The following is a 25,034-nucleotide window of genomic DNA, read 5'->3' on the forward strand; positions in this document are numbered from 1 at the left end:
TGTCTCCTTGAACCGGCCATGAGAGCCAAATAAGTCCCTTGTCTGGATCATTCCACCGACATCCGCTTTCCCTCAATATCGACCTCAGTAATAATGCCTTTATAATCAGCTTGACCTTTAACCACATTATCCTTTGCATCACAACCTACCAAAATTAAGCAAATGAATATAACTAAGACTAGATGTCTTTTCATAGTATGCATTTCCCCCTTTAACTGGTTTGACGAGCACTTCTGATAAAAGTTACTGAATCATTCACAGCCGTTCGACATGTATCATAATCTCCGTGACATACTCTTCATTGCTGCTCACCGATATTTCATCCAATACATATTCCTCATACGTATAATCGGCAAGCTTTAAATTATGACGATGGATAAAATCCAGCATTTTTTCAAACGTTTCATGAATCAATTCCTCGCTTCCTTTATGGTAAGCCACCACATACAAGCCTTTTGGTTTTACATAACAGGCAATCTGCGGAGCTTGTTGTTCCATCCTCGTATAGAGATAAGAATAGTTTTCGTAGTCCCCCTGTTTGACTTGCTCTTTACTGACTATAGCTCCAATTGGATAACCTAGGTCCAGCTGATTATCTTTGATAAATTCGATAAATGTAGAAACCGATTTAAGGAACCCCTTATCCGAACAATCCAAAATGGAACTGCTAAGAAATAGCCGTTCCTCCTCTAGTTCTTGTAAGGTAATTTGCGAATCATCGATGGACAACGCACGCTCTGTTAACTCAATCTTTGTCTGAATAATTTTTTGGATACTGTTTAAATGATTAATTTTTATATCGATTTCTTGTGATTTATTCTTCAAAAGTTCAATAAGTTCTCCCGGGGTTTTATTTTTTAAAAATAGTTTAATGTCCTTTAATGGCATGCCAACTTCTTTTAATAGCTGAATAACGGAAAAAACATCAAACTGATGATATGAATAGTATCGATACCCTTTGTCGTTGGTAACTTCAGGGGAAAGTAGCCCGATTTCATCGTAATGGAATAATGTTTGCTTTTTTACATGACATAGCTTGGCGAATTCACCGGTTGTAAAATATTTATGCAGCGTTTGGCTCATTTGAGAGATCCTCCTTGACTATACGGTAACCGTATACTTTAGGATGTAATTGTACCATTACAAAACTCAATCGGTACAAAATAGAAGGGATTTGATAGTCATGGGTATTACCATTCATGACGTGACGCAAGACAACGAAGAGGAAATTTTAAGGTTAAGTGTGGCTGAATCACAAACGAATTTTATCGAAACAACAGAGCAATGTTTAGAGGAAGCTAAGGAATGCGCTTATTATAAACCTGTTGGCCTTTATGTAGACAACAAGTTAGTCGGCTTTGCGATGTATGGACGTTTTCCAGACGAACAAGAACAGAGTCGTGTATGGTTAGATCGCTTTCTGATTGACGCTAACTATCAAGGCATGGGCTTTGGAAAAATGATGTTGCAAGCATTAATTGACAAGTTGGTGGAAAAATATTCGTGTCCAAAGATCTATTTGAGTATTTATGAGGACAACCATTCCGCCATTTACTTGTATCAAAAATTCGGATTTCAGTTTAATGGCGAGTTTGACGTGAATAATGAGAAAGTTATGGTGAAAAATATATAGGTAATGCTAAAAAAGTGCTCGACCGATTAATGGACTGAGCACTTTTTTATTGACATGAATCTTGATTTTGATTGTCTATTTACACTAAGTGAAAATATCTCTATATCATAATAATCAATCATTCCACCCCGCTCATTCTATTTAAAACATGTTAGAAAGTTATAACATAATGAATTAAATAGTCTCCTTGTAGGATATTTAAATGTAACAACGGCTTGTGATCTCTATTTTTTGGTTGTATAATCAAACTGTATTTTATTCGGAAGGGACTGAACTATGCGTAGATATCAATATCTTTCACCCAACTACAAAAAAACAATGGAGGGAAAAGTATTGATGACAGAATTACACACAAAAAGATTATATTTACGTAAAATGAAAGCGACGGATGCGTCTAGTTTGTTTCACATTTGGTCTGACCCTGATGTTACTAAATTTATGAATGTCAGTAACTTTACAAATGAAAGACAAGCAATAGAGATGATTGAATTACTAGATGGACTCGCACGAGCTAACGAAGCTATCCGTTTTAGTATCATTGAAGTAGAATCGACTAAAATTATCGGTTCTTGCGGGTACAACTCCTTAGATTTCGAACATGCAAAAGCTGAAATTGGTTATGATCTTGCGAAAGTATTTTGGGGCAAAGGATATGCTGCAGAAGCTATCAATTCTTTGGTAGAGCATGCATTTACAACATTAGCGTTAAATAGAATAGAAGCAAAAGTACATCCTGAAAACGTGAATTCGATAAAGGTTTTACAGAAGTTAAACTTTATATTCGAGGGGACATTGAGGCAAGCTGAACGAGTGAATGGACAGTTTCATGACCTCAATATCTATTCAAAATTAAGGACTGATTGATTTTACCGGCCTATACTTACTGAAAGTATAGGTTTTTTGCTTGTTTATTGTAAGTCATACAATTAAACAGCAAAAAAAGAATCTCTATCTCCTCTGTTATCTAGGAAATAGAGATTCTACTCAGTGTTCATGCTTACCAATGCAACGCTCACATTCATACAGTGCTGACTCATGCTTCTCAATGATTTGTTTGCCACATTCTGTGCAATATTTCTCCGTATAGTGTTTGATCGCTTCCATAAGTAAACGCCTCCAATTTTTGTTGTGGTATGTTACTGTCAGTACTCAGTGCTCATGCCTGCCAATACAACGTTCGCATTCATATAATGCTGATTCATGCTTTTCAATGATTTGGTTTCCGCACTCCATGCAATGCTTTTCTGTCTGCTGTTTAATCTGTTCCATATCAATCGCCTCCAATTTTTAATAGTATCTTTCATTTATTGCGGTGGTGCTCAGTGTTCGTGTTTACCGATGCAACGCTCACATTCGTATAGTGCTGACTCGTGTTTCTCGATGATTTTGTTTCCGCATTCCGTACAATGCTTTTCCATATGATTCGTTGTCTGTTCCATAATCTTCATCTCCTTTTTGCTGTAAGTTCAATACTGTTTAGTAACAGATGAACTTCTTAATAACTACTATATAACAGATAGTCGTTATTGTTGCCGAAATCGGATGAAAAGGTTTATTTCAGGATGAAATGCATTATAGAGTGACGAAATAACGTAACATTCTGAATTCGTAGTTTAGAAATGATGAGAAATAGAAAAACGACATAGATCTGTATCATTCGTCTATGCCGTTTTGTATTTTTAGTCTATACTTTCTTCCCTTTCCAGCTTTTCTCTCAGAGCTACCTCCAGATATTCACTCATTGATAGGCTTTTTTTCTTAGCAATCCCCTGCAGTTCATCAAGTAGATGGTTTGGCAAATCAAACGTTGTTCGTCTATAGCCGCTAACGAGTGTCCACTGTCCCTCGCTCATCATGATGTCGCCTAATACAAGATATTTCTTGATAACTCCCTCTGTAAGCGCTTCAGGAATCGGTATTGGTATTGTGACGCTCCCGCTCTTGATTGATAAATCGATATGTGAATCTTGCTCGCGAATGCGAATATTTTCAATTCCCCACACATGGTATACAAAATCGAGAAACTCAAATGTGTCATGTGCATCTTTGGGTAATGAAAAGTCTGTGTAACCCCTTACACTGTGATTGGGTTGATGGATTGGATAAGCTGCTTCGTATTGAAAGATACTCATCCCATCTGCAAAAGGAATCCATGTCTGTGACGGTAAATAGAACCCCCACTCTTGGTTGCTGTTTCGCACGACGCGCATATCCTGGCCTTGCTGTGTGCGAAAACGTTGATAAATCGCGATATCAAATTTAGCGTCATAAAACTCCATGCGTGTGCCCCGGGAGGATGTGGTTCGTTCGATTTCTTGGCGAATCCATTCAGCAGTTTCAGCTGGAATGGAATAGATGGTGCGTTCATCCCCGACAGGCAGTTCATCGACAGGTAAATCGGTCTCTCGAATTAAAGCGTAAATACGTTGTGTCGCCACATTCAATTGCTTTGCCAGTTCAGAAGGTCGTAACCCTGTTGGCTGATGGCGTTTTCGTTCCTCTGCAAGCATATCAACTTCTTCCTTTTGATACCTCGCTTCCCGTATAAGACGATGTGGATCGTCGATTTTGATAATTTTCTTTTGTTTGGCGTAATGGTAGACGGTAGCTTTTGAAATACCGAGCAGTTCCGCAACTTCTTGTCTTGTGTACCAATCGTTCAATGAAATCACTCCTATTTTTAAAAATGAATAATAGTATAGGTGTTGATATTTGAAAATAAATTTAATAAAATATAGATTTTCTCAATGTAATATGAAATTTATATAAAGTGTTAACTATCTATTTTTCTAATAGTTATTTATTGATTACTAATTATATCATAAATAACAATCAATAAAATATACATTGGTGAGCATCTAAAAATGAATCTTATTATATTGAATAACGCTATATAAAATTGAATAGCTTATTAAATGCATATAAGAATAGAATCTATTACATTTCGTAATAGACTATACATAAACAAATGGATTGTTTTTTTATGTTCTATCAAAACTATGATAAAATGGATGTATAGAATGAAAATAATTGCATGACTATGGAATTCAATTGTATAAAAAAGAGTTGCGTTTATCATAATAAGAATTTATTAAAAGGATGATGCTAAATTGACATTCCCGATAATGGAACACAATAAATTTGAAATAATCGATTTGCAAAATGAATTACGAAAAACGGAAGGATTGCCAATTCTCCAAAAACGTTTGGATGAGGCGGAAAAAAATGGACAGGATGCTTTTCATGATTTTACGGATCCAGATATGATGAAATGGTTTCTTTATGAACGCCGTCATTTGAACCAAGAGAATGAGCGTACAGCGAGGACTGTTCGGGAGTATGAACGTGAGCTTGTGCTGTTCATTGAACAGCTTTTTACGTATAGTACGGACATTGACGTAGATGTTGCCTATATAATAGAAGGTTCTCTATTTAAATCCCTTCAATCGCGTCATTTGAGAAGGTATCAGGAGTGGTTAGCGACCGACAGTCCGCATGTGATTCGAAACGGGGCGTACTCACCCGCTACACTTGAACGAAAAACGACGATTCTCAAAGCTTTCTTTGCCTTTTTGCATAAGGTCGGCTATATTGAACAGCCGATTCATGAAGGGCTGCGAATTGCCTCGGTTCGCAAAGATGACCGCCCTAATCGTGATTTAGGGCCGATTGATGTTGTTACGCTACTGAATACGTTCCGTGACATGCAGCAACCGATTATGTTTGCGATTATTCATGTCCTGACAACGACGGGTATTCGGAATGAGGAGTTTTGTACGTTGCAAGTGAAAGATTTGAAGATAGATGCGATTCAAGGTGGCTATTATTTAGATGTATTAGGGAAAGGTAATAAGAGGCGGCATGTGCCGTTGAAAGAGAAAGTTGTCCAGAGCATTCGGCAGTTTCGCCAAGCACGAGGGCTGTTGCCGATTGAGCAAGCATTATTAGAAGCTCCACTCTTTACGACGAATACAGGGCGTGCCTATTCTCCTTCGTATTTATCACAATACGTAAAAAAAGAGATTACGAACTTAGGGCAGCTAAAGCTATCCAATCAAACAATGAAAATCACACCTCACGTCTTTCGCCATGCTTTTGCGATTATTTCCAAGCTGAATGGCGTAGATATTTACGACATCATGCGCTCGCTCGGTCATGAGAAAATTGAAACGACAATGATTTACCTGGAGAAAGTTTTCGAGAAAGAGCGTCATGCGATTCATTCGTGGAAATCAGAGGGGTTTGGGGAGTATATTTAGGGATGAAAAAGGTAGTATCTACGCCGTTGGAATGACGTAGGTACTACCTTTTTGCTTGAATCGAATGATTAGGTTTTGTGTTGCTTGCTAACTTCCAGTCTACCGTTTTAGATGCCCATTTTATATTTTGAAATTCCACTATCTTTCTCCCATGCTGCCATCGTCCTTTTCTCTTGTTGCAAAGGATTAGATGACTTTTCAAGTTGTTTCATTAGCATATCATGCGTAATGTCGATTAAATCGCCTGTTTCATTCGACTGCATACCTGCTTGCGCTTTTGTTTGCTTGGTTTCCATAATTAGAATTTTATCTCCATTGGCTTTTACAACATATTTACGTATATATCCCCCTTCGTTTCGTATTTCAAATCTAGCTTTATTGTTCTTTATGTCTTCTTTGTCCAACAGTAAATGTGAAAGGTTTTGCTCTTTTGCCTCTTCATTATGTAGCGGTTTGACATAGCCTATCGTTGCATTTATAGATTGAATCCTCATTGTCATTCCCTCCGTCTATTTAATCAATCCATTAGTCAAAAAAACTTTCCCATCATTTCCCTTTGAAAGATTAGCTATCCGAACAGCTTCCTTTACATCCGTTAAATCGAACTGCAATCCAGGTTCCATCAATTGCAATTTTTCATCGAGAATCAATTGGATGATAGTATGAAAAGTTTTTTGCCATGTCTCCACTGAAACACGTTGATTCCAATGACGTAGATGAAATAATTTCACATGAACATTTGCCTGATTTGAAATATCTGCCCAATTGATAGCTTCACCCGACAAAAGCCCAATTGTGATCAAAATCCCATTCGTCCGAACACAAAATGCTAACGCCGTACCTGCTGAACCGCCAATCGAATCGATGGCAGCCGTTGCCCCATAGCCATTGGTTAACTTCATAATAGCTTGATGCAATGGAGTTTCTGAAGTATTAATGACATGCGTGGCTCCGAGTTGCAGTAACTGCTCTGTATATGTATGATTTCGTGTCACAGCAATCAAGCGAAACCCGAGAATTTTTGCTAACTGTGCAAAAATCCGGCCAATCGCAGATCCACATGCATTGACGAGTAATGTATCGCCCCGTTTCAGCTTTAATTCTTCGGTACAGATAACCCATGCGGTTAACGGATTGATATAGAGTTGTGCTGCTGTATAATCATCGATTGTCTTTGGGACAGCAACAGCAAAATCAGCTGATACTGTTACGTGCTCTTGCCAAGTGCCTTCCCCACGCAGCGGCAGCACCCGTCGCCCTAAAAGTGCTTGTGAAACGCCTGGCCCTACATCTTCTACAATTCCAACACCTTCATAACCAGGAATCCCGGGTAAAGAAATCCGATGTGCATACGATCCCTTAATAGGGATTAAATCAGAAGGATTAATGGGACGCATCTTCATTTTTACAAGGACTTCGCCTTCCATAGGGGGAAGAATGATTTTATTCTCAACTTTTAACACATCCTCAGGCATTCCGAATTCATGAAATGTAATATATTTAGCCAATGAATTGTTCCCCCCATAATCCAAGACCACTCACTAGAAAGCGAACGATTATTTTAGAAATAAAACCATATGTTCTTCATCAAAATAAGTGTTATCCACCTTTAAAGCCCGCTTTTCCAGACCAAATACTTCAAAACCTAAAGAACTATATAATTTTTTGGCAGGTATATTTGTAGTGACGACTGTTAAATAAACTTGTTCTATACCTTCTATCCCATTTGCTGCGGCAATTGCTTCTAACATTAGCGATTTCCCAATTCTTAATCCACGTTGCTCAGGCGAAACATACATCGCTACGATCGTTGTGCGGTGTCGTAACTTTATTAATCGTTCTTTCACTAACGTAACAACTCCAACAAGCTGCGAATCGTTAAAAGCACCTAATGTAAGCGAATCATTTGATTGAAATCGCTGTCTATATTTTTCAATCGGATCATCTTTTTCTTCTGAATAACTTGAACCAAATGCTTCGGGGGTATTTTTCAAGCCTGCCAGTCGGAGCCTAAGATAGGCTTCCGCATCCAATGAGGTTAAGCGTCTGATTTGCATGGAAATACTCCTTTCAAATGCTACACCGTCTTAATAATATAGTGTAAATACTTCCGAACCTGTGTGATTCTCTCGGTTAAGGAGGCTGCGACAACTTGATAGAATTGTTCACTGTTATCCGTTTTATACAATGTGCGGACGGTTCTTCTTTCATCTGGCCAGTACCCTATCAACAAATCGGTTTCTTCCATTTCGTGTGCGATATTATATAAGTAGCCATTAGAAGGAGCCCAGCCAAACAAACTATTTAATTGGTCTTGAACCTCGGCCATATAGAAAGAGTCTCGCGTTAAACTCAGTCGTAGTGCGACAAAACGAACGACATCTTTGACAGACAATAATTTGGAGATGAACGGGCGAAAGTCTTCGTGTAAGGGCTCCACCTCAACTTGTGGTGGAAGACCGTTTTTCGTAAGAAAATAATAAAATCGATCAATGACTAGCGACACTTCATCAAAACGGAGTGCATAAATCCGCTCGTACTCTTGTAGACGTGCCCTACCCTGTTCAGAAATATGAAAGATTTTCTTGCGACCATCTGTTTGCGAGAATAGAAAACCATCTGTTTCTAGTGTATTGGCAGTACGCGCCACATACTCATAGGAAACCGATCTTCCTGGGAACTCTACATTGAATTGTTCATAGAGGGCTCTTGGGTAATTCGCTTGAACGGTAATCGTCCGTAACAAAAATAAAGAGAGTGCATCGCCGACACTAAAACCGACGGCTTGCTGAAACGAAGGTATCTTCATATCGCCACCCCTTAGACGTAATATTTAAAATAATCATATACCTCGTTTGTACATATGGCAATAAAAACGTTCGATTCCATATCCTTTTTCTTTTTGAAGTTATTGTTTGTCCTTACTTGAATAAAAGAACGGGTAAGGATAATGGATTATGGAAAATTATGAGGCGAGCATATTGTATTTTTATATGCACTAGCGAGGTTATAAGTATTTTTGTTATATACATATTATTTAAATGTTCAGACTACACTATTGTTATAAGTATAAAAATAGAAAACCTGTAAACGTAGAAAAGCACCTCACCTAGCCTCTGGTGAAGTGCTTTTGTTTCATTTGATTACTATAAAACTTGCTTATAATAAAATATCCCGCTTTTTCTCTCTTGCCCAAAGAACGATGATAAAGAGGAAACTACCGGCCGCCATCACACCATATCCCGTTGGAGCCAGCCACTGTGGATAGCCAATAGCGATGATATAACGCATTAATGGTCCCGCCATCAAGAGGATCATTCCAACAATAAATGGAATTTGGATGCCGATTAAAGCCATACTATTAGGTACAATGCTTGAAAACGACATCGCTAATAAACTAAATACAAAACCGATTACGTAAATCATAGCAACACAGAACAAGATATATTGAAAGAACGTCGGATCATACCATGATTCATTAGCGATAAAAGTGTTAATCGACACTCCAAAATACATAGACGTTTTATTAGATGAATAGATACCAAAATAGATGGTAAGCAAGGCCGTCATCACAATGAACGCCGAAATTAGACTAGCCAAGATTTTCGTCTTATAGAGGCTTCTGCCTATTTTCGCTGTGTATTGCAAAGCAAGTACTTGCCGCGAACGATCCCGTAAAATCATTGGTGAAATGACTATTACAACACTAAAAAGAACTGTGATGGCCACATTGCCAATGAAATCTTTGAAATTCATCATGACTACTTCCGGATAGACACCATATTTTTTTGCGGCAATTAATTCTTCCACACGCTGTTTTTGCTTGGCGTTAGCATATGGCAGGTCTTCTTTCCATTCATAAAATTCAATAATACGTCCCCTTTCTTGAAGCTCCCAAAACGTATTGACTTCCTTTTCCTCAAACATCAACTTACTATGAAGCGCACTCAGTTCTTTATTGTCTCGATCATAATTGATAAATTTTTCATACGTATCAAATTCTGCTAGTACAAACTCTTGCCTAGACTGTAAGTATTGATCGGCTTCCCTGACTTGCGCATCATATACTATTTTGAAATCAAGAAATTCTTCCTCATCCATCTGCGTCCCATATTTCTCAATCATTTCAATGCCTATATTGTAGGAATCGAGTGCTGGCCTACCGTTAGGAAAGTACTCGATATGAAACTGTATCAGAAAAAAGTAGAGCACACTATTGACCAAAACAAGTAACAGCAATATTTTCCACGTCAAGATTTTCTTTAGTTCATTCCATAAAATCCGCATCGCTTTCTCCCCTTACTGAATATCCTCTTTGTTGAACCATTTCAATGAAAAAACACAACATACAATCGTGATCATCGTCCAGTAGACAATTGTCATCCATTCAAAGTTTTTAAACATGACGAGACCACTGCTTCCCATGAACGATGTGGGAATATTCATGACAAGCACTGATAAATTATAACTTGTGATAAATAGTAAACTAGAAGATGTCGGCATGAAGCTAGGTATCAGCCAGGCCAGGATGAAAAAGGTAGCCATACTAATAGCCGCGATATAGCTATTTTTAACAAATATCGTTAATGTAAAGGTTAACCCTGAAAATAACAACATAGCGATGTAAACAATGACAATCACACCAACGATAAATAGGCCGACTGATAAGTCCCACCATGCTACATTCGGGAAATTATACTCCCAATTGAAAGCGCTACTGATGGCGCTCCCCCATAGATGGGTATAATCGAAAATAGTGAAATAGGTGCTCAATGTGACAACTAGTAAAAAAGTTGTTAGCAATGCCGCCGTCATAACCGAAGCCCCAAGCTTATCCTTCATCAGGCGTCTGCCTCTCGTCGTGCCGTATGTAACAAGATGCGTTCTGTTTTCAAATTCATAATTCGTAATCAGTGCGGTTGACAGGATAATGAGGATCAATGCTTCTATGGCAATGTGTAAGAATACGGTTTTAAACAGAAAACTGTGCATGAAGTAAGCTTTCCCCGCAAAAAACCATTCTTTATGTTCCCCATTGTGTTTCATTTCCTCAAAACGCTGTGAAAACTTATCGTATTCTCGTAGAAGTATCTTCTCTGCGTTGCCGCTTAGGCCATATCTCGCTATATCGCTTGCCGCAACTTGTTTTAAATCAATATCCGCATAGTTCTTGTCGATGTCATTTGCCATGCCAAAGTACATTTCCTTTAGTTGCAATTGTTCGATGAACTGCCAATCATCTCTGCTATATAGCTCACGCTCTTCATACGGCAATTGTTCAATAAAATCATAGACACTGTTGGATTGTTGTCCTGTTAGTTCTTCTAATTGTGCAAGGTCAGCTTGCAGGTCCTTCTCAAATTGTTGCAACGACCCATCCGTAATATACCTGCCATATTTTTCGACTAATTGATTGGCAACCTTTAGTTCGTCTTTGAAATGAGAACCGCCGACAATTATAAAAATGTTAAAGGCCGTAAATAGTAGGAGCAGCCCGATAAGAATAGGCGACGTCAACGCCTTTTTGCATTCATGCCCGACGATGCGCATGCCCATCACCCTTCCGCCTGCATATCATCTCGGTATTCATAGAGAAAAACATCTTCTAGCTGTGGAGCAAGTGATAACCAGTTCGACTCGGCTTCTCCCTTATGGATGAAACGGATCACCATGGAGCCTTGATGCTGCTTCTCCGATAGCAACACATACTGTTTTCGATACATTTCTAGCTGCTCATAAGGAATCGTCGTTTCAAAGACACGCCCATCTAGTGTTGCACAAATTGATTCAACGGAATCTTTATAGAGTAGCCGTTGGTTTTTAATCATAATAATTTCATTCGCAATCGTTTCAACATCTGACACGATATGTGTGGAGACAATGACCAGTCGTTCTCTTGCCAGCTCTGTGAGTAAATGGCGAAAGCGTGCACGTTCTTTAGGATCAAGCCCTGCTGTGGGCTCGTCCAAAATGAGGATTTTTGGATCATTTAACAGTGACTGTGCAATACCGACACGTTGAATCATCCCTCCTGAAAATTTCTTCATTTTTTTAGTAGCCACTTCACTCAATGCTACTTTTACCAATAAATCATCAATCTTCAGCAAAGCTTCTTTTTTCCCAATGCCCTTTAACGCAGCTAAATAAAGTAAATATTGCTTCGGCGAGTAATTTTTATAGTAGCCAAACTGCTGTGGTAAATAGCCTAGCAACGAACGATATTCCTCATCCATCGCAACGATATTTTTTCCGTTATAGAGAATTTCTCCTTTGCTTGGCGAAATCAATGTCGCCAACATCTTGATCAAAGTTGTTTTACCCGCACCATTCGGGGCAAGTAGCCCATATAGTCCATTTGTGAACTCCAAATTGATATTTTGGAGTGCAGTAAACTCCCCATATTGCTTGCTAATATCTTTAACGATAATCATCTTAAAACGCTCCTTCCGTTTGTTTAAAGTGCATTAATTTTTCGAGATATTTTAAATAGCTGTAGAGGGTACCAACAAGGACAATCCCATAAATAAATAGTGGTAGTGTGACAAGCATATGGGTATATATCATATAGTTCGAGAAACGTAATAGCAGATTTCCAGCAATCCAGCCAAAGAAAATGCTCACTGCGCCAACTGTTGAACGACGCTTCATCATGCCGTATAAAAAAAGGATGGAAAATATGAACAGCGACGTAATGGAAATCATAAACGCCCGTATAAATTGAATATCTTCATACCAAAAAATGAGCAGAGCAATGATGATTGAATTGACGATAATGGAAATCGCGCTAAATACCAACATCCTGAATGCAATGATTTGATAGACATTATATTTACAGGACATCTCAACTTCAAAAGTGGCATTCCTCACTTTATTGACATAGGTGAAGGCTGAAAAACTCACAAATAGAATCGGTGACAGCAGAAAGATCAATCCGTATAGCTCCTGTACATCCAATCGTTCAGGTACAGCTAGTAGGAATATCATCACGTATGCCATAAGCGCTATACAGATGACATACATGAGCTCTAGCCGATCTGCAAACAAGTGCTTGAGGCCAACTTGCTGCACCATCGACTTTAAATAGGATGGGAACGATTCTTTTCGCTGAACACCTGCAGCGACAATTTTGTCAATTTCCAATTGAATTGTACGTTCATCTGGCATTGGGATTTGAAATTTCTCTTTAGTCATCATGCATCGTCTCCATTCCTTTTCGGATTTTTTTCAATGCCCCATAGTATTTCGTTTTCACCGTTGATTGTGGAATTGCTTCGATGTCCGCGATTTCCTGAAACGTGTAGTCCCCGAATAATTTAAGGCGGACGATTTGCTGTGAACTGGCATCCAGTTCATTAATAAGTGTTGTTGCTCTTTCCACATCGTCTTTGTACTCTAGTGAGATTGTCATATCATAGTCGTCTTCAAAATCATAATCTTCAATGGGCTGGACAAGCTGTGTATCTTTATAGCCTTTCGATCGGAAATAATCGATGAGCCGATTCGATGCTAACTTGTACAACCACGTCCGAAATGATGCTTTTTTACTGTCATAACTCTGAATCGACTTTAAGACACTGATAAAAATCTCCTGCGTAAGATCCAGTGATAACTCTTGATGAAGTGTCTGCTTGTACATAAAGACATAGATTTCCTTGTAATATTTCGCAACAAGCTGATTTGCCGCCTCTTCACTACCATTTTTCTTTATTTGGCGTATCCAACGCTTATCATTTTCCATAGTTCACCACATGCTTCCCTGATGTTCTTTATTGCTCTATGTATATATTCGTAAGTTAGCTGAAAATAGTTTGAAATAAGTTGAAGAATTTTTTCAAAGTCTCTTATTCTCGTCATTATAGCCATAAAAAATACACTGCCCGTGACAAGCAGTGTACAGTAGTTGGTTATTATTCAACAAATTACTTTACATAATATTATTATCTTTCGCTTATTTCTGTCTACAATGTTTACATACCTGAATAGTTGTACGAGTATCCGTTTTAACGTTGTACAATAATTTGACTCCGGTTCGGTTGCATAGTGGGCAACTGCCCCGCCCATTCGATGGAAGCTTATGCAATACTTTTCCACGGTTTCTTTTCGCCATCGTCCATCACCCCTAAAGTACGATTTTCCTTCTTCCTTTAGTAGATGTTGGTTTAGTAAAAAGATTGCTGGGGAGATGTAGTTTATTTTGTGGGAAATAGACGGTTAAACATGATGTATCCTATAAGACTATTTATGAATCATTTCCCGGAAAATAATGTTTGATAATTCAGATACCCAGTGGGGATAAAGTTAGTTAAGTCCTTCAACAAGATCCTTCATCGTTGCTTCATCCATCGGTCCAATAATTTGTTGGCCAATCTTGCCATCTGTTCCAAGCATGTAAGTGGTTGGATACGCCATAATTCGGTAGGCTTTCTCCACATTGCCATCTATATCAAGTGGAATCGGAAATGTTAACCCATAGGCATCGATAAAGTGCTGAACCCCCTTCAATCCTTTACGCTCTGCCGCTGTCAAATTCACTGCGATAATTTCAACATTCGCTGATTCCTTATATTCTTTATAGTACTTCTGCATAAAAGGCATTTCCACCTCACACCACGTACACCAGGACGTCCAAAAGTTTACTATCACTTTTGTTCCTTTTAAATCAGATAACTTGATTACCTCTCCTGAAGTAGTTGTTAACTCAAAATCAGGTGGCGTGTCTCCAATGCCTAATCCCGGCACTTCCACTAAGGAAGCAGAATTGATGGCTGGCAGACTATCTGTTGATTTCTGTTCACTATTCGATTTCACCATAAGAACAATCATCGTGCCAATTAAGAAAGCTGCTACACTGAGCCCAACCGTTTTTCTAATCACCGATATCCCTCCATCCTAAACGCTTGTACCAAATTCACTACATCCAGTCTACATAATCTCTTCCTTATATTCCAATTCAAATTAGAATATAAGGAAATAATAATATTATGTAAACTTAAATATGAATAATCTCTCTCTATTCCATACTATCGCGCTCCTTTCTCGAATACGCTGAAAGAGATGACAATAGAAGGAGCGAAGTTTATGCAAATTCATGTGACACATCCTGGAGAAACCTTATGGTTAATCGCCCAGCGATATGGCGTCACCGTGACGCAAATTGTTACAGCAAACAAGTTGGAAAACCCAAATCGATTAGTACCAGGGATGGCCCTTGTTGTTCCAACAGCTTCCGGGATCCACATTGTTCAACCCGGTGAGAACCTATCAGAAATTGCGCAACGTTACGGGACGACGATTCAAGCAATCACACAAGCCAATCAACTACAAGATCCAGATATGATTGCAGTTGGTATGCGTTTGACCATCCCTGTTCAGAAGCCGGTTATCGATGTCAATGCGTATACCATTAACACTGGAGAAACGGGTGCAAGAGAAATTCAGGAAGTCGGGCAATACTTAACGTATTGGATGCCTTTCGCTTATAGCATACAAGAAGATGGTGGGCTGACTCCCGTCGACGACACAACGATGCTACAAGCTGCCGCGGCTGAAAAGATTGTACCTGTGCTTTGTATCACGAACTTTAGTTCCACAGAAACGGGGTCGCAATTGGCTCATAATATCCTAGCAAGTACAGATATTCAGGATCAATTATTAACGAATATCATAAAGGTTATGAAAGAAAAAGGCTATCGAGGAATTAATGTTGACTTTGAAAATGTGCTACCCGCTGACCGAGAAAACTATAATCAGTTTTTGCAACGAGCGGTTGATCGATTGCATCCTGAAGGCTATTTTGTTTCAAGCGCCCTCGCGCCTAAAGTAAGTAGTGAACAACAAGGGCTATTGTATGAAGCGCATGACTATGAGGCACAAGGGAAGATTGTAGACTTTGTGGTGTTGATGACCTATGAATGGGGCTATCGATTCGGTCCACCACAAGCCATTTCGCCGCTAAATGAGATAAAACGTGTGCTCGATTACGCTGTAACCGTTATTCCAAGAGATAAGATTTTCTTTGGTTTTCAAATTTACGCACGTGACTGGCTTCTTCCCCATGTTCAAGGACAGGAGGCAGAGACCTTTAGTCAACAGGAAGCCATACGCCGGGCTATTCAATACGGAGCGGTGATCCAGTATGATCCAATCGCTCAATCCCCTTTCTATCGCTATACAGATGCACAAGGGCGTCAGCACGAAGTATGGTTTGAAGATGCTCGCAGTGCCCAAGCCAAGTTTACGATGGTAAAAGACTATCACTTGCGTGGCATAAGTTATTGGGTACTTGGCTATCCATTCCCACAAAACTGGTTATTGTTAGAAGACAACTTTACCATTCGGAAAATTGTGTAAAACTATTGTCGGTACAGTCATTCAAATGTATACTACTATAAATTGAATCATCGAACTACACATTCTATTTTTATTTGGAGGAGATTGTCATAAAAACGATTGGTCTTATTGGTGGAATGAGCTGGGAATCATCGGCAACCTATTATCGAATTGTGAATGAAGAAGTAAAAAATAAATTGGGCGGATTGCATTCAGCCAAATGTCTTTTATATAGCGTAGATTTCGAGGAAATTGAACGTTATCAGATAGCAGGCGATTGGGAACGCGCTGGTGTAGTGCTTGGGGATGCAGCGTGGTCTTTGGAAAAGGCGGGCGCTGAAATGATTGTCCTTTGCACCAATACGATGCATAAAGTGATTGGATACATCGAAGAGCGAGTCACTTTGCCCATTTTACATATCGCAGATGCAACAGCTACGCAAATTCAACAAGCAGAAATCCAGACGGTTGGATTACTTGGAACCAAATATACGATGGAACAAGATTTTTATAAATCACGCATTGCCTCTAGGGGCATTAATGTGTTAATTCCCAGTCAAGAGGACCGAGAAGTTGTCAATCAAGTAATCTTTGAAGAATTATGTTTAGGTAATATTCAGCAAGACTCTAAGGAATACTACAAAAAAGTTATTCAAAGACTAGTGGATGAAGGTGCTGAAGGCATCATATTAGGCTGTACCGAAATCGGCTTATTGATCGAGCAAGAAGATTCAGCAGTTCCATTGTTCGATACAACGGTTATCCATGCTGTTGAGGCGGTTAATCGAGCTTTGACAGAATGATCTAGAACTGCGTAACCATTCTCAGGGACGTTACACTCAAGGGATGATTAGTTTTAGCATAATGCATACTTAGCCGTGGCCAAATATGGAGTGATATCGAGAATAAAATCCAAATTCAAAAGCCCAGCTTCTCCGCAATTAAGCAGAGAAAATGGGCTTTTTGATTTTTCCAGAATGCTAATTTAATTATTTTGCTCAAGGCATTGATAAACTGCCATCATATCGCGTTTATTTAGCTCACGAATACGATTGAAGATGGATATATCAGCAACTGTCTCCGTGTATAGGGTCTCAACGACAACATCACTTACTTTACCAGTGAGCCATGTTTCTACTGATATGCCTTCAATAACTTCCTGAAGTCCTTCCTCATTGATACCACTTGCATTGCAACTCACACAAGGGATTGTTAATTTCAAGACACCGTCATGTAGATTATCTTCCGTAATGACTTTCTTGCCTTTACAGAATGGACATGGATGACTTTTTTTCACTTTATTAATTTGGGTAATAATTTTTTTATAGCCAAAAGCTTCATAAACATACGTTAGTTTTTTGTATTTGCCATTGGTGAAATACTGATCAATGATCGTTTCCCTTGTTTCAGTGATTTTGTCAAAATCACAGATGGTAACCTGGTTATTCGCGCTAATGGATTCCATATTGCTGCTAATTGCGTCCCAGAATGGTAAAGCATTTTGTAGCACCATTTCATAACCAACAAAGCTTGCTTGCTCTAATTCAAACATTTTCAGTGCGACTTGTGTTGTTCTAGGTAGTAAAGAGACATCTTCTGTTAATATCATATCGCCGCCTACAATCGATTTCAGTTTGACGAGTGCAGGTATATCACCTACTGTGTTCAATACTTGGTCAATTGGCTGATTGATGATATCACGAATATCTGTGTCGCCAAATTTCAGCCGTTTATGGTGGTTTAACACAGTCCCTTCACAAACTGGGCACGTCATCATCTCTTTAGAAGCTTTTATTTGCTCTTTAATCGCTGATTTCGAGACGAATATATACATACCGACGATGGTATTAAAACCGACCCATGTTCGACGCGCCTTACTTTTTTTATCATAAAATGACTGGTCAAAATAGCCGTACCAAAATGTATGCTTTTCTTCATCAGACATGTCATTATAGCTTTTCGTCAAGTCATGCCCAAGCTCATTTTTAATTTCTTCAAATAGAAATTCTAACTTGGCATATTGATAAAATTTTAATACGTCCATTACGTCTGGATGGAATAGGCCATCCCAAAACGGCAGATTTTTGTCTTGAATGACAACCTCTTTATCAAATATTTCGATTGCTAGACGTCCTGCGCATGATGGACAATGATTGTCCTTCGAATAGAAATCAAAGCTTTTTGTATCTTTATTGGTCGGATGCGCCGCCACGAGATGATTGATAAGGCCGCCCATTTCATAAAGAAAACTATATTGGCTATACAAGTGCCTTTCAAGATCAATGGCAACGACGGGGGCAATGGTATCAGATTCGTATTCTCCATAAATCAAACGGGCCATTGAGGATAAGCTTTTTAAGATGCCACCCTTATAAATGTTTTCTGCATTCTTAAAGTAATCGATATGATTTTCTTGTAAGTAATGAATGCCATTTTGCTGCTTAAGTGTGGACGAAATAGGCAATGGCAGCGCGAGTACTTCCTCATTTCTAGCCTCATAATAGTCATGATGGCTGACAACATCGAGATGTGTGACAGGTTCATTCTTTCTTTTACCAAAATCAATAATGAAATCTGAGCTTTCCATCATGTAGGCGTTATGTTCAATCATTATGATTGAAACAGATGCATCTTGTAGAATACCCCTTATGCTATCAATAAATTGATTTAAAATGTTTTGCGATAAACCTTTTGATGGTTCGTCAAAAATGAATAGTGTATGAGGTTTTCTTGAATTCGTGAACAGTTCAGAGACTAAATGCACACATTGAAATTCACCTGTCGATAATGTCTGCGTTTTTCTATTTAACGTTAAATAACCGAGTCCCAGTTTGATCAATAAGCTCAAGCGCTTATAAGCGATATCTTCATTGGGCAGTTCATCAATAATATCCTCAATCGAGCGCTCGAAAACATCATCAATCTCTTCACTGTATTTGTTGAGACTCCTTTTAATATCAAGAAACGTTGCAACGGTTGAGCGGCTCGTAATCGATTGGTTTCGGTCCTGCCCTACCATAACGAGTTTATCTTTTGGATAACGCTTCAGAAAATCGTCGGCAATACACATATTAACAAGCGTAGATTTACCACACCCAGACTCTCCCGTGACAGTGACGAGTCTGTTTTTAGGAATTATTATTTCAGCCATTTGGATCGTACGGCAATAGAGATCATGAAATTGATAGTAGTCTGTTGGTGTTTCCTCATTCCGTTCCAAGTATACAGGTTGTGGACGTGGCGATTCATCTACAATTTTCCCACCATATTTCCCGCTACCTGGTCCAAAAAATACTTGCTCATCCGTTAAATCCAGCACCGTGTCAGAATGATCGATGAGCCAAATTTGATTTTTATAGCCCAATTGTTTAATTTCTTCTAAGATTTTTAAGAGGGTTTGGTGATCAAGCCCCACGGAGATTTCATCGATGATAATTACTGTGTTTTCACTTGTTGCCATGAATTCTGCCAAGTACAGTCGTGTTAGTTCTCCACCTGATAATGTACCCATAATGCGATTTAATGTTAAGTAACCAACATTCATATTGATGATATTTTGGAGAATCTGTTGTTTTCCTTCACTAATATGTAAAACTTCTGCAAGTGAAAGAATCGATTCAATGCTCAAATTGTTAATATCGGAAATTGTATGTGGTTGATCCCATAATTCCATTGTATATTGCTCAATTTCTGGATTATAGCGTTTACCCCCACACTTTTTACACTCCACATTTTTGGTCGTACCGCGTCCTTTACAACCTGAACACCAGCCTAATTCATTATTAAATGAAAACGATTCTGGCGAGAGATGGAATTTCTCGGCAAGACAAATACGAATATCTGTAAAGACGCCTGTGTGTGTGCCAATTGTTGAACGCGGATTGGAGGAGATAGATGATCTTCCTAGAAAAAGCACTAAAGGCATCTCTTCCATCTTGATAGCACTGAAATTCGTTTCCATAATATTGGGGAATAAATACTGATATTCAGCCTTTGGCAATAAGGAAACGAGACGCTTTTTAGATTCTTCACCAATCGTCTGACAAAAAGTTGTTTTACCAGAACCAGACAAGCCCGCAATGCCTAACGACTGATTTGCTGGTAGTGCAGCATCTAATTTGTTAATATTGTTCGCAATTAATTGATTGATTTTCATTGTGATATCCTTTCTCTTTTCTCTATTTAGAATCGCCATGTTTAATAAAGATAAAAATGACGCTTCCCATGTTTCAGAAAAGCGCCCGATGATAAGAAATCCGTTTGAAGATAACCCTTATCATTATACCACACGTACGTTCTTTAATTCCTATTTACTAAAAAATTATTTCGATACGGTAAATCGCAACCTCCACAATTCCCTGATTAAAAACCCATCTATTCACCAACACTATAGAGGACAAATCTATTACACTTGAAAGGGGTCCTCTACTTGAAACAGCTACAGCAAAAGCAAATTGATCCAGCACCAATCGAGCAGCAATTCCAAACGCAGAAAAAGTTAGCACTTCAAACAATGCAGCAAGCTGTACACACGTTACAACAGAGTAAGACGATAAATGACCTGCAAGCTGTGCAACAAGCGCAACAGCAACTTCAACAGGCCTCACAGCTTATGAATCAAATGCAAGGCATCGCAGTCACCGAGTCGACGACAGCCATTCAGCAACAACTCGAACAAGTTCGACAACAAATCGAGCAAGCAGCACAAACACTCCAGCTTATTCAATCATTAAACAGCGCGAATAATAGCTTTAAAAAAGGGTGAAAAACCCGTCATCAGCGGAGTTCAATTCGTCGATGACGGGCTTTTCTATTCTTCACAAGAGAAGGGGGTACTTCAAAGTACTAAAGGGGCGAAGTCTGATCTTTTTTCATCCGCAAAACACTTTTTACAGCGTCTTTTATTTCCTGATAGCCTGTACATCTACAGAGATTCGATGCAAGCCATTCATCGATAAGCGCAGCATCGGCATCCGGGTGTTGTTCAACAAGTGCATGACAGTTGGTGATAAACCCAGATGTACAATAACCGCATTGTATCGCCCAGTTATCTACGAAAGCCTGTTGCAACGGTGAATCCAGTAGTCCTTCATTCGTTGTAATCGACTGATGGACCGTTTCAATCGTTAAAGACAAACACGAGTGCATGGGTTGACCGTCAATGATGACTGTACAAGCCCCGCAATCGCCATTTTCACATGCTGGTTTTGCGGCGGTTAGCCCGAGTTGTTCGCGCAGTGTATGCAACAATGTATCAGCGGATCGGATAGTCGCATCGTGCGTTTTGCCATTGACATGAAGTTGGACCAGTTTTTTCGATTTGTCGTTCGACATAATCATATAGTTCCCTCCAAGGCTTCGAGTGTGTCAGTTAACACATTTTTCAAAACAAATTTGCGGTATTCTGCTGACGCATGAATATCTTGGACAACTGGTGCCGGGAGATGATGAATGACCTGCTCGATTCTCTCTTCCTTTGCCGTGGAAACATCATTTAGTATCTTTTCGATTGCATCCAATCTAAATGGAAATTCGCACACCCCACTAAAAGCAGTTCGAATATGCTGATCTTTTACCAATGCCGCCACCGTAACAATCGGGTATCCGATTGTTGAGATTCTCGTTCGCTTGATACTACTGAATGGCAAGTTGACATAGGAGTGGTCGACATGGATTTGGACAAGAAACTCGCCCTCACCTAGTCCCTCGTTCAGAAGCTGTTTTAATGGAAGAACCCTCTCTTTTTCCTTCCCCGCAATTTTCGCATGTGCATCGGCTAATAAAAAAGGTAAAATCCCTTCCCGATACATGAAATGACTATTGAGATTACCACCAATTGTGATTTTATTGCGGGACGTATGATCCGCTATTCGTTTAACCGTCTCGCTCAATAATGGGAATAGCTTTGATTCCACAATAGTCGTTAGTGTAACGGCTGCTCCAATAATCAGCTCATCTCCGACAATCTTCAACGCTGTACATTCAGGAATTCCTTTTATATCAATTACCACATCGGCTGTCTTTTTATTTGTCCGAGCAAATGTAATAAATTCCGTACCACCCGAATAAAAAATCGCTTGTTTTCCAGATTGATATGCCGGCTGATACGTGTCAACTGCTTCACGAATTGTAGAAGGCTTATAATACTCAAAGTCGAACGCAATCATTTGCCGCACTCCTTCTTCGTTTGCCATATAAATTCTGGTGTGAGGGGCAAATGGTTTAGTTCCACTTGTGCTGCCCTCGATAATCCATTCGCAAGTGCCGCCCCAACACCAATCACACCATATTCCCCAATGCCACGCGCTCCATAAGGTCCATCGACGGCTGGTGTTTCAACAAAATCAACGAGATACTCTATAGGCTGTTCGCCAAACCGTAGCATTTGATAATTTCTTAAATCGGCATTTTGCACAATGCCCTTTACATCAAATATAAACGTTTCACTACTAGCTAAACTCAAGCCCATGTACATCCCCCCACGCATTTGCTGGGTGGCTGTTGTCGGGTTTATAATCGTGCCTCCATCTAGCACGGTAACTGCTTTCAATAGCTGATACGTACAATCTCTTTCGTTATACGCAATCTCGACTGCTTGCGCCCCAACAGACCACCAGGGCCCCGGGTTGCCGAATCCTGTTTCTTTATCCAACGGAGTCAAATGCCGCTGCGTATGTTTGCCGACACCGACAACTTGCCCACCAACGGTATGCCCATTTGGATAGGTGTAGCCTAAAGCAATAGCTTGAAGAGTGACTCCAAATTGTGGGTTCGCTTTGACAAAAGCACGGCCGTCTGCAACATCTATATCATCCTCTGCACATTGTAAGACAATAGCTGCTGTTTTCTTCAATTGACGGATGGCATCTTCCGCCGCAGCAAGCACCGCACGTCCCGCCAAAAAGGTTGTGCTACTTGCTACAGTACGCCATTGATGGGGATCGTATTGCGTATTCACTTCCATCTTGACATGGATATTCTTCATATCCATTTTCAACTTTTCCGCAACGATTTGCGCAAGCACCGTTTTGGCACCTTGACCTAGTTCAATTGCTGCGCAGTTGAGATTAAGAGAACCATCTGCTTCGAATGTAAGAATCGCGCCTGCTTGGGCATTTGTTGCTGTTGATGATGTTTTCCAAAATAAACTGATCCCTTTATAGCTGCCTTCATCTGTATCCCATTCAATTAATTCTTGCGCCCTTGTAAGGCATTTTGCCGCATCGCCAACTGTATTTGCGGTAAGAACCGTTTGGGTCGGTGTTGTGTCGCCGGGTTTAATGGCATTCATGAGCCGCAATTGGATGGGATCCATCTGTAACTGCTTGGCTAATTTGTCCATCGTTCTTTCAACGGCAAACGTCAGCTCTGGATGGCCATAGCCCCTTAGTGACGTCGCATACGGATGATTGGTGTACATGCAATACGCATCGCACCAGACATTTGGTACATTATAGGGACCCGTGCAATCGACCGCCATCGCCCTTGTAATCCCAGCAGCTTGATCCGTATACGCCCCAGAGTCAACAAGGAACGTATATTGACCCGCAAGTAATTTACCCTCTTTCGTCACCCCGAGTTTAATGGTGGCATCGAGCCCAATATGACAAGGTGCAGTAATCAAATCTTCTTCACGCTCATACTGTAATTTCACCTTTTTTCCACCGACTGCTTTCGAGGCTAAATAGGCAAGCGGCTCTAACTGAACTGTTCCTTTCCCGCCAAATGCACCACCAACAATGGGCACATGCACAATGATATTACCCACTTCAATATTGAAGAACTGATTCAATACTTTTTTGATAGTGTAAGGAGATTGCGTGCAGGAATGGACGGTTACTTTGCCAGCAGAATTGATTTCCACCTGCGTGCTCCGAGTTTCTAATGCCGCATGATCTGACAGATTGAAAGCATATGTTGCGGTTATTGTTTCTGCACAGCTTGCCCAGACCTTGGCAAAATCTCCTTTTCGAATTTTATTATGACTACCGATATTCGTCCCGGGTACAGGATAGACGTCTGTAATAATTTTCGTATAGTCACCCGAATTGTCATGGACTAACGGCGCATCTGTTTGAAAAGCCTGTTGAACAGAATTCACAACAGGTAACGATTCATACATAACTTTTACTTTACTGGCGGCAAGTTTACCTTGGTGTCCATGATCTGCTACGACAATAGCGATAGGTTCTCCGAAATAACGCACCTTTTTAAATGCTAGAGGCGGTCTGTCGGCAAGAAGCGGGCCAATATGAAAAGGGAAAACATCTCCAGTGATAATTGCGCGCACACCAGGTACTTTCCAAGCCTCTGAGGTGTCGACAGATGTAATGTTGGCATGTGCCTCTGTACTCGTTACAAGTTTGGCGTGTAGGATGCCGGTACCGACTAAATCGCCAACATATTTGACATTCCCCGTCGCCTTGTCAAGTGTATCAATCCGCGTAACACGCTGGCCAACAGTTGTTCGTGTTGTATGATCCATTCATGAACACCTCCTATTTTTAACGTGCCACAATAATCATCGTCTCTTCTTCTACTTCATGTGCGGCAGCATCCATAATCTTTTCTAACGTTAAACTCATTTTCTGCAAGTGTTTGATATCCTCTACTATAAAAACAGGTGCGCCGCCACTTTGAATAGTTTCCGGCTTGACCGTAATAACAGCCACAATTTCGGCATGCTGATTGCCCAATACATATCCATCCTTCCATTGTTGGTCAATGATGAGAGATTGAAATGCCATCCTTATTTATCACGCTAACTTCTTTATGACATTTCGAAAAGTGTAACCCAGAGTTTAACCAAGGCA

General features: G+C 39.8%; 27 protein-coding genes. 6 read left to right on the forward strand and 21 right to left on the reverse strand.

Going from position 1 to position 25,034, the window contains the following annotated elements:
* Positions 1-47 precede the first annotated feature (47 nt).
* Both MKY34_RS13980 and MKY34_RS13985 read right to left on the reverse strand, forming a co-directional pair.
* The gene (locus MKY34_RS13980) at positions 48-194 is read right to left on the reverse strand and encodes a hypothetical protein (RefSeq protein WP_342511587.1); all 147 of its coding nucleotides are present in this window, start codon (positions 192-194) and stop codon (positions 48-50) included.
* A gap of 61 nt (positions 195-255) precedes the next feature.
* Complete coding sequence (locus tag MKY34_RS13985) at positions 256-1,083, reverse strand: MerR family transcriptional regulator (protein WP_342511589.1); 828 nt, start codon at positions 1,081-1,083, stop codon at positions 256-258.
* Positions 1,084-1,183: 100 nt separating this feature from the next.
* Here MKY34_RS13985 and MKY34_RS13990 point away from each other — a divergent pair, with 100 nt between their 5' ends.
* Entirely contained in the window at positions 1,184-1,633 is a 450-nt protein-coding gene (locus MKY34_RS13990; protein ID WP_342511592.1) for a GNAT family N-acetyltransferase, read from the forward strand.
* A gap of 333 nt (positions 1,634-1,966) precedes the next feature.
* Positions 1,967-2,497 carry a GNAT family protein gene (locus MKY34_RS13995; protein WP_342511595.1) on the forward strand — a complete coding sequence of 177 codons (531 nt, stop codon included), beginning with the start codon at positions 1,967-1,969 and terminating at the stop codon, positions 2,495-2,497.
* A 120-nt stretch (positions 2,498-2,617) separates the two neighbouring features.
* Here MKY34_RS13995 and yhfH (MKY34_RS14000) read toward each other — a convergent pair whose 3' ends face one another.
* The 4 genes from yhfH (MKY34_RS14000) to MKY34_RS14015 all read right to left on the reverse strand — a co-directional run bounded on the left by yhfH (MKY34_RS14000) (position 2,618) and on the right by MKY34_RS14015 (position 4,296).
* The gene (yhfH, locus tag MKY34_RS14000; protein WP_342511597.1) at positions 2,618-2,737 is read right to left on the reverse strand and encodes a protein YhfH; all 120 of its coding nucleotides are present in this window, start codon (positions 2,735-2,737) and stop codon (positions 2,618-2,620) included.
* 45 nt (positions 2,738-2,782) lie between these two features.
* A complete protein-coding gene (locus tag MKY34_RS14005) occupies positions 2,783-2,902 on the reverse strand; it encodes a YhfH family protein (RefSeq protein WP_342511599.1) in 120 nt (39 codons plus the stop codon).
* Positions 2,903-2,952: 50 nt separating this feature from the next.
* Complete coding sequence (gene yhfH / locus MKY34_RS14010; RefSeq protein ID WP_342511601.1) at positions 2,953-3,072, reverse strand: protein YhfH; 120 nt, start codon at positions 3,070-3,072, stop codon at positions 2,953-2,955.
* Positions 3,073-3,312: 240 nt separating this feature from the next.
* Positions 3,313-4,296 carry a helix-turn-helix domain-containing protein gene (locus tag MKY34_RS14015; protein ID WP_342511603.1) on the reverse strand — a complete coding sequence of 328 codons (984 nt, stop codon included), beginning with the start codon at positions 4,294-4,296 and terminating at the stop codon, positions 3,313-3,315.
* 447 nt (positions 4,297-4,743) lie between these two features.
* Here MKY34_RS14015 and MKY34_RS14020 point away from each other — a divergent pair, with 447 nt between their 5' ends.
* Positions 4,744-5,892 (forward strand): tyrosine-type recombinase/integrase, encoded by a 1,149-nt coding sequence (locus MKY34_RS14020; RefSeq protein WP_342511605.1) that lies wholly within the window; start codon positions 4,744-4,746, stop codon positions 5,890-5,892.
* Positions 5,893-5,999: 107 nt separating this feature from the next.
* Here MKY34_RS14020 and MKY34_RS14025 read toward each other — a convergent pair whose 3' ends face one another.
* From MKY34_RS14025 to MKY34_RS14070, 10 genes are all read right to left on the reverse strand, one after another.
* Complete coding sequence (locus tag MKY34_RS14025) at positions 6,000-6,386, reverse strand: hypothetical protein (RefSeq protein ID WP_342511607.1); 387 nt, start codon at positions 6,384-6,386, stop codon at positions 6,000-6,002.
* Between the two features lie 15 nt (positions 6,387-6,401).
* A complete protein-coding gene (locus MKY34_RS14030; protein WP_342515266.1) occupies positions 6,402-7,367 on the reverse strand; it encodes a zinc-dependent alcohol dehydrogenase family protein in 966 nt (321 codons plus the stop codon).
* A gap of 81 nt (positions 7,368-7,448) precedes the next feature.
* A complete protein-coding gene (locus MKY34_RS14035) occupies positions 7,449-7,949 on the reverse strand; it encodes a GNAT family N-acetyltransferase (RefSeq protein ID WP_342511609.1) in 501 nt (166 codons plus the stop codon).
* A 20-nt stretch (positions 7,950-7,969) separates the two neighbouring features.
* Complete coding sequence (locus tag MKY34_RS14040; RefSeq protein ID WP_342511611.1) at positions 7,970-8,701, reverse strand: hypothetical protein; 732 nt, start codon at positions 8,699-8,701, stop codon at positions 7,970-7,972.
* Positions 8,702-9,051: 350 nt separating this feature from the next.
* Complete coding sequence (locus MKY34_RS14045; RefSeq protein ID WP_342511613.1) at positions 9,052-10,179, reverse strand: hypothetical protein; 1,128 nt, start codon at positions 10,177-10,179, stop codon at positions 9,052-9,054.
* Between the two features lie 12 nt (positions 10,180-10,191).
* Complete coding sequence (locus MKY34_RS14050) at positions 10,192-11,448, reverse strand: hypothetical protein (RefSeq protein WP_342511615.1); 1,257 nt, start codon at positions 11,446-11,448, stop codon at positions 10,192-10,194.
* On the reverse strand, positions 11,448-12,323 hold the full coding sequence (locus tag MKY34_RS14055; protein ID WP_342511617.1) for an ABC transporter ATP-binding protein: 876 nt from the start codon (positions 12,321-12,323) through the stop codon (positions 11,448-11,450). Before MKY34_RS14055 ends, MKY34_RS14050 begins: the two co-directional genes overlap by 1 nt.
* 1 nt (position 12,324) lies before the next feature.
* Positions 12,325-13,083: a hypothetical protein gene (locus tag MKY34_RS14060; protein WP_342511619.1), complete on the reverse strand. Its 759-nt coding sequence runs from the start codon at positions 13,081-13,083 to the stop codon at positions 12,325-12,327.
* Positions 13,076-13,630, reverse strand: a complete 555-nt coding sequence (locus MKY34_RS14065) for a sigma-70 family RNA polymerase sigma factor (RefSeq protein WP_342511621.1) — start codon at positions 13,628-13,630, stop codon at positions 13,076-13,078. Before MKY34_RS14065 ends, MKY34_RS14060 begins: the two co-directional genes overlap by 8 nt.
* Before the next feature lie 560 nt (positions 13,631-14,190).
* Entirely contained in the window at positions 14,191-14,766 is a 576-nt protein-coding gene (locus MKY34_RS14070) for a redoxin domain-containing protein (RefSeq protein WP_342511624.1), read from the reverse strand.
* 204 nt (positions 14,767-14,970) lie between these two features.
* Here MKY34_RS14070 and MKY34_RS14075 point away from each other — a divergent pair, with 204 nt between their 5' ends.
* Both MKY34_RS14075 and MKY34_RS14080 read left to right on the forward strand, forming a co-directional pair.
* Positions 14,971-16,242: a LysM peptidoglycan-binding domain-containing protein gene (locus tag MKY34_RS14075; RefSeq protein ID WP_342511626.1), complete on the forward strand. Its 1,272-nt coding sequence runs from the start codon at positions 14,971-14,973 to the stop codon at positions 16,240-16,242.
* Positions 16,243-16,331: 89 nt separating this feature from the next.
* Positions 16,332-17,024, forward strand: coding sequence for an aspartate/glutamate racemase family protein (locus MKY34_RS14080; RefSeq protein ID WP_342515267.1), 693 nt, complete (start codon positions 16,332-16,334; stop codon positions 17,022-17,024).
* A 182-nt stretch (positions 17,025-17,206) separates the two neighbouring features.
* Here MKY34_RS14080 and MKY34_RS14085 read toward each other — a convergent pair whose 3' ends face one another.
* Positions 17,207-20,377: an ATP-binding cassette domain-containing protein gene (locus MKY34_RS14085; RefSeq protein ID WP_342511628.1), complete on the reverse strand. Its 3,171-nt coding sequence runs from the start codon at positions 20,375-20,377 to the stop codon at positions 17,207-17,209.
* Positions 20,378-20,650: 273 nt separating this feature from the next.
* Here MKY34_RS14085 and MKY34_RS14090 point away from each other — a divergent pair, with 273 nt between their 5' ends.
* The gene (locus tag MKY34_RS14090) at positions 20,651-20,986 is read left to right on the forward strand and encodes a hypothetical protein (RefSeq protein ID WP_342511629.1); all 336 of its coding nucleotides are present in this window, start codon (positions 20,651-20,653) and stop codon (positions 20,984-20,986) included.
* Positions 20,987-21,066: 80 nt separating this feature from the next.
* Here MKY34_RS14090 and MKY34_RS14095 read toward each other — a convergent pair whose 3' ends face one another.
* Genes MKY34_RS14095 through MKY34_RS14110 form a run of 4 tightly spaced genes read right to left on the reverse strand, consistent with a single transcriptional unit; the run spans position 21,067 to position 24,968 of the window.
* A complete protein-coding gene (locus MKY34_RS14095) occupies positions 21,067-21,561 on the reverse strand; it encodes a (2Fe-2S)-binding protein (RefSeq protein WP_342511630.1) in 495 nt (164 codons plus the stop codon).
* Positions 21,558-22,388 (reverse strand): FAD binding domain-containing protein, encoded by an 831-nt coding sequence (locus MKY34_RS14100; RefSeq protein ID WP_342511631.1) that lies wholly within the window; start codon positions 22,386-22,388, stop codon positions 21,558-21,560. Before MKY34_RS14100 ends, MKY34_RS14095 begins: the two co-directional genes overlap by 4 nt.
* Positions 22,385-24,706 (reverse strand): xanthine dehydrogenase family protein molybdopterin-binding subunit, encoded by a 2,322-nt coding sequence (locus MKY34_RS14105; RefSeq protein ID WP_342511632.1) that lies wholly within the window; start codon positions 24,704-24,706, stop codon positions 22,385-22,387. Before MKY34_RS14105 ends, MKY34_RS14100 begins: the two co-directional genes overlap by 4 nt.
* A 19-nt stretch (positions 24,707-24,725) precedes the next feature.
* Positions 24,726-24,968: a hypothetical protein gene (locus MKY34_RS14110; protein WP_342511633.1), complete on the reverse strand. Its 243-nt coding sequence runs from the start codon at positions 24,966-24,968 to the stop codon at positions 24,726-24,728.
* Between the last annotated feature and the right edge of the window lie 66 nt (positions 24,969-25,034).

It is taken from the genome of Sporosarcina sp. FSL K6-1522 (assembly GCF_038622445.1).
Lineage (GTDB): Bacteria > Bacillota > Bacilli > Bacillales_A > Planococcaceae > Sporosarcina.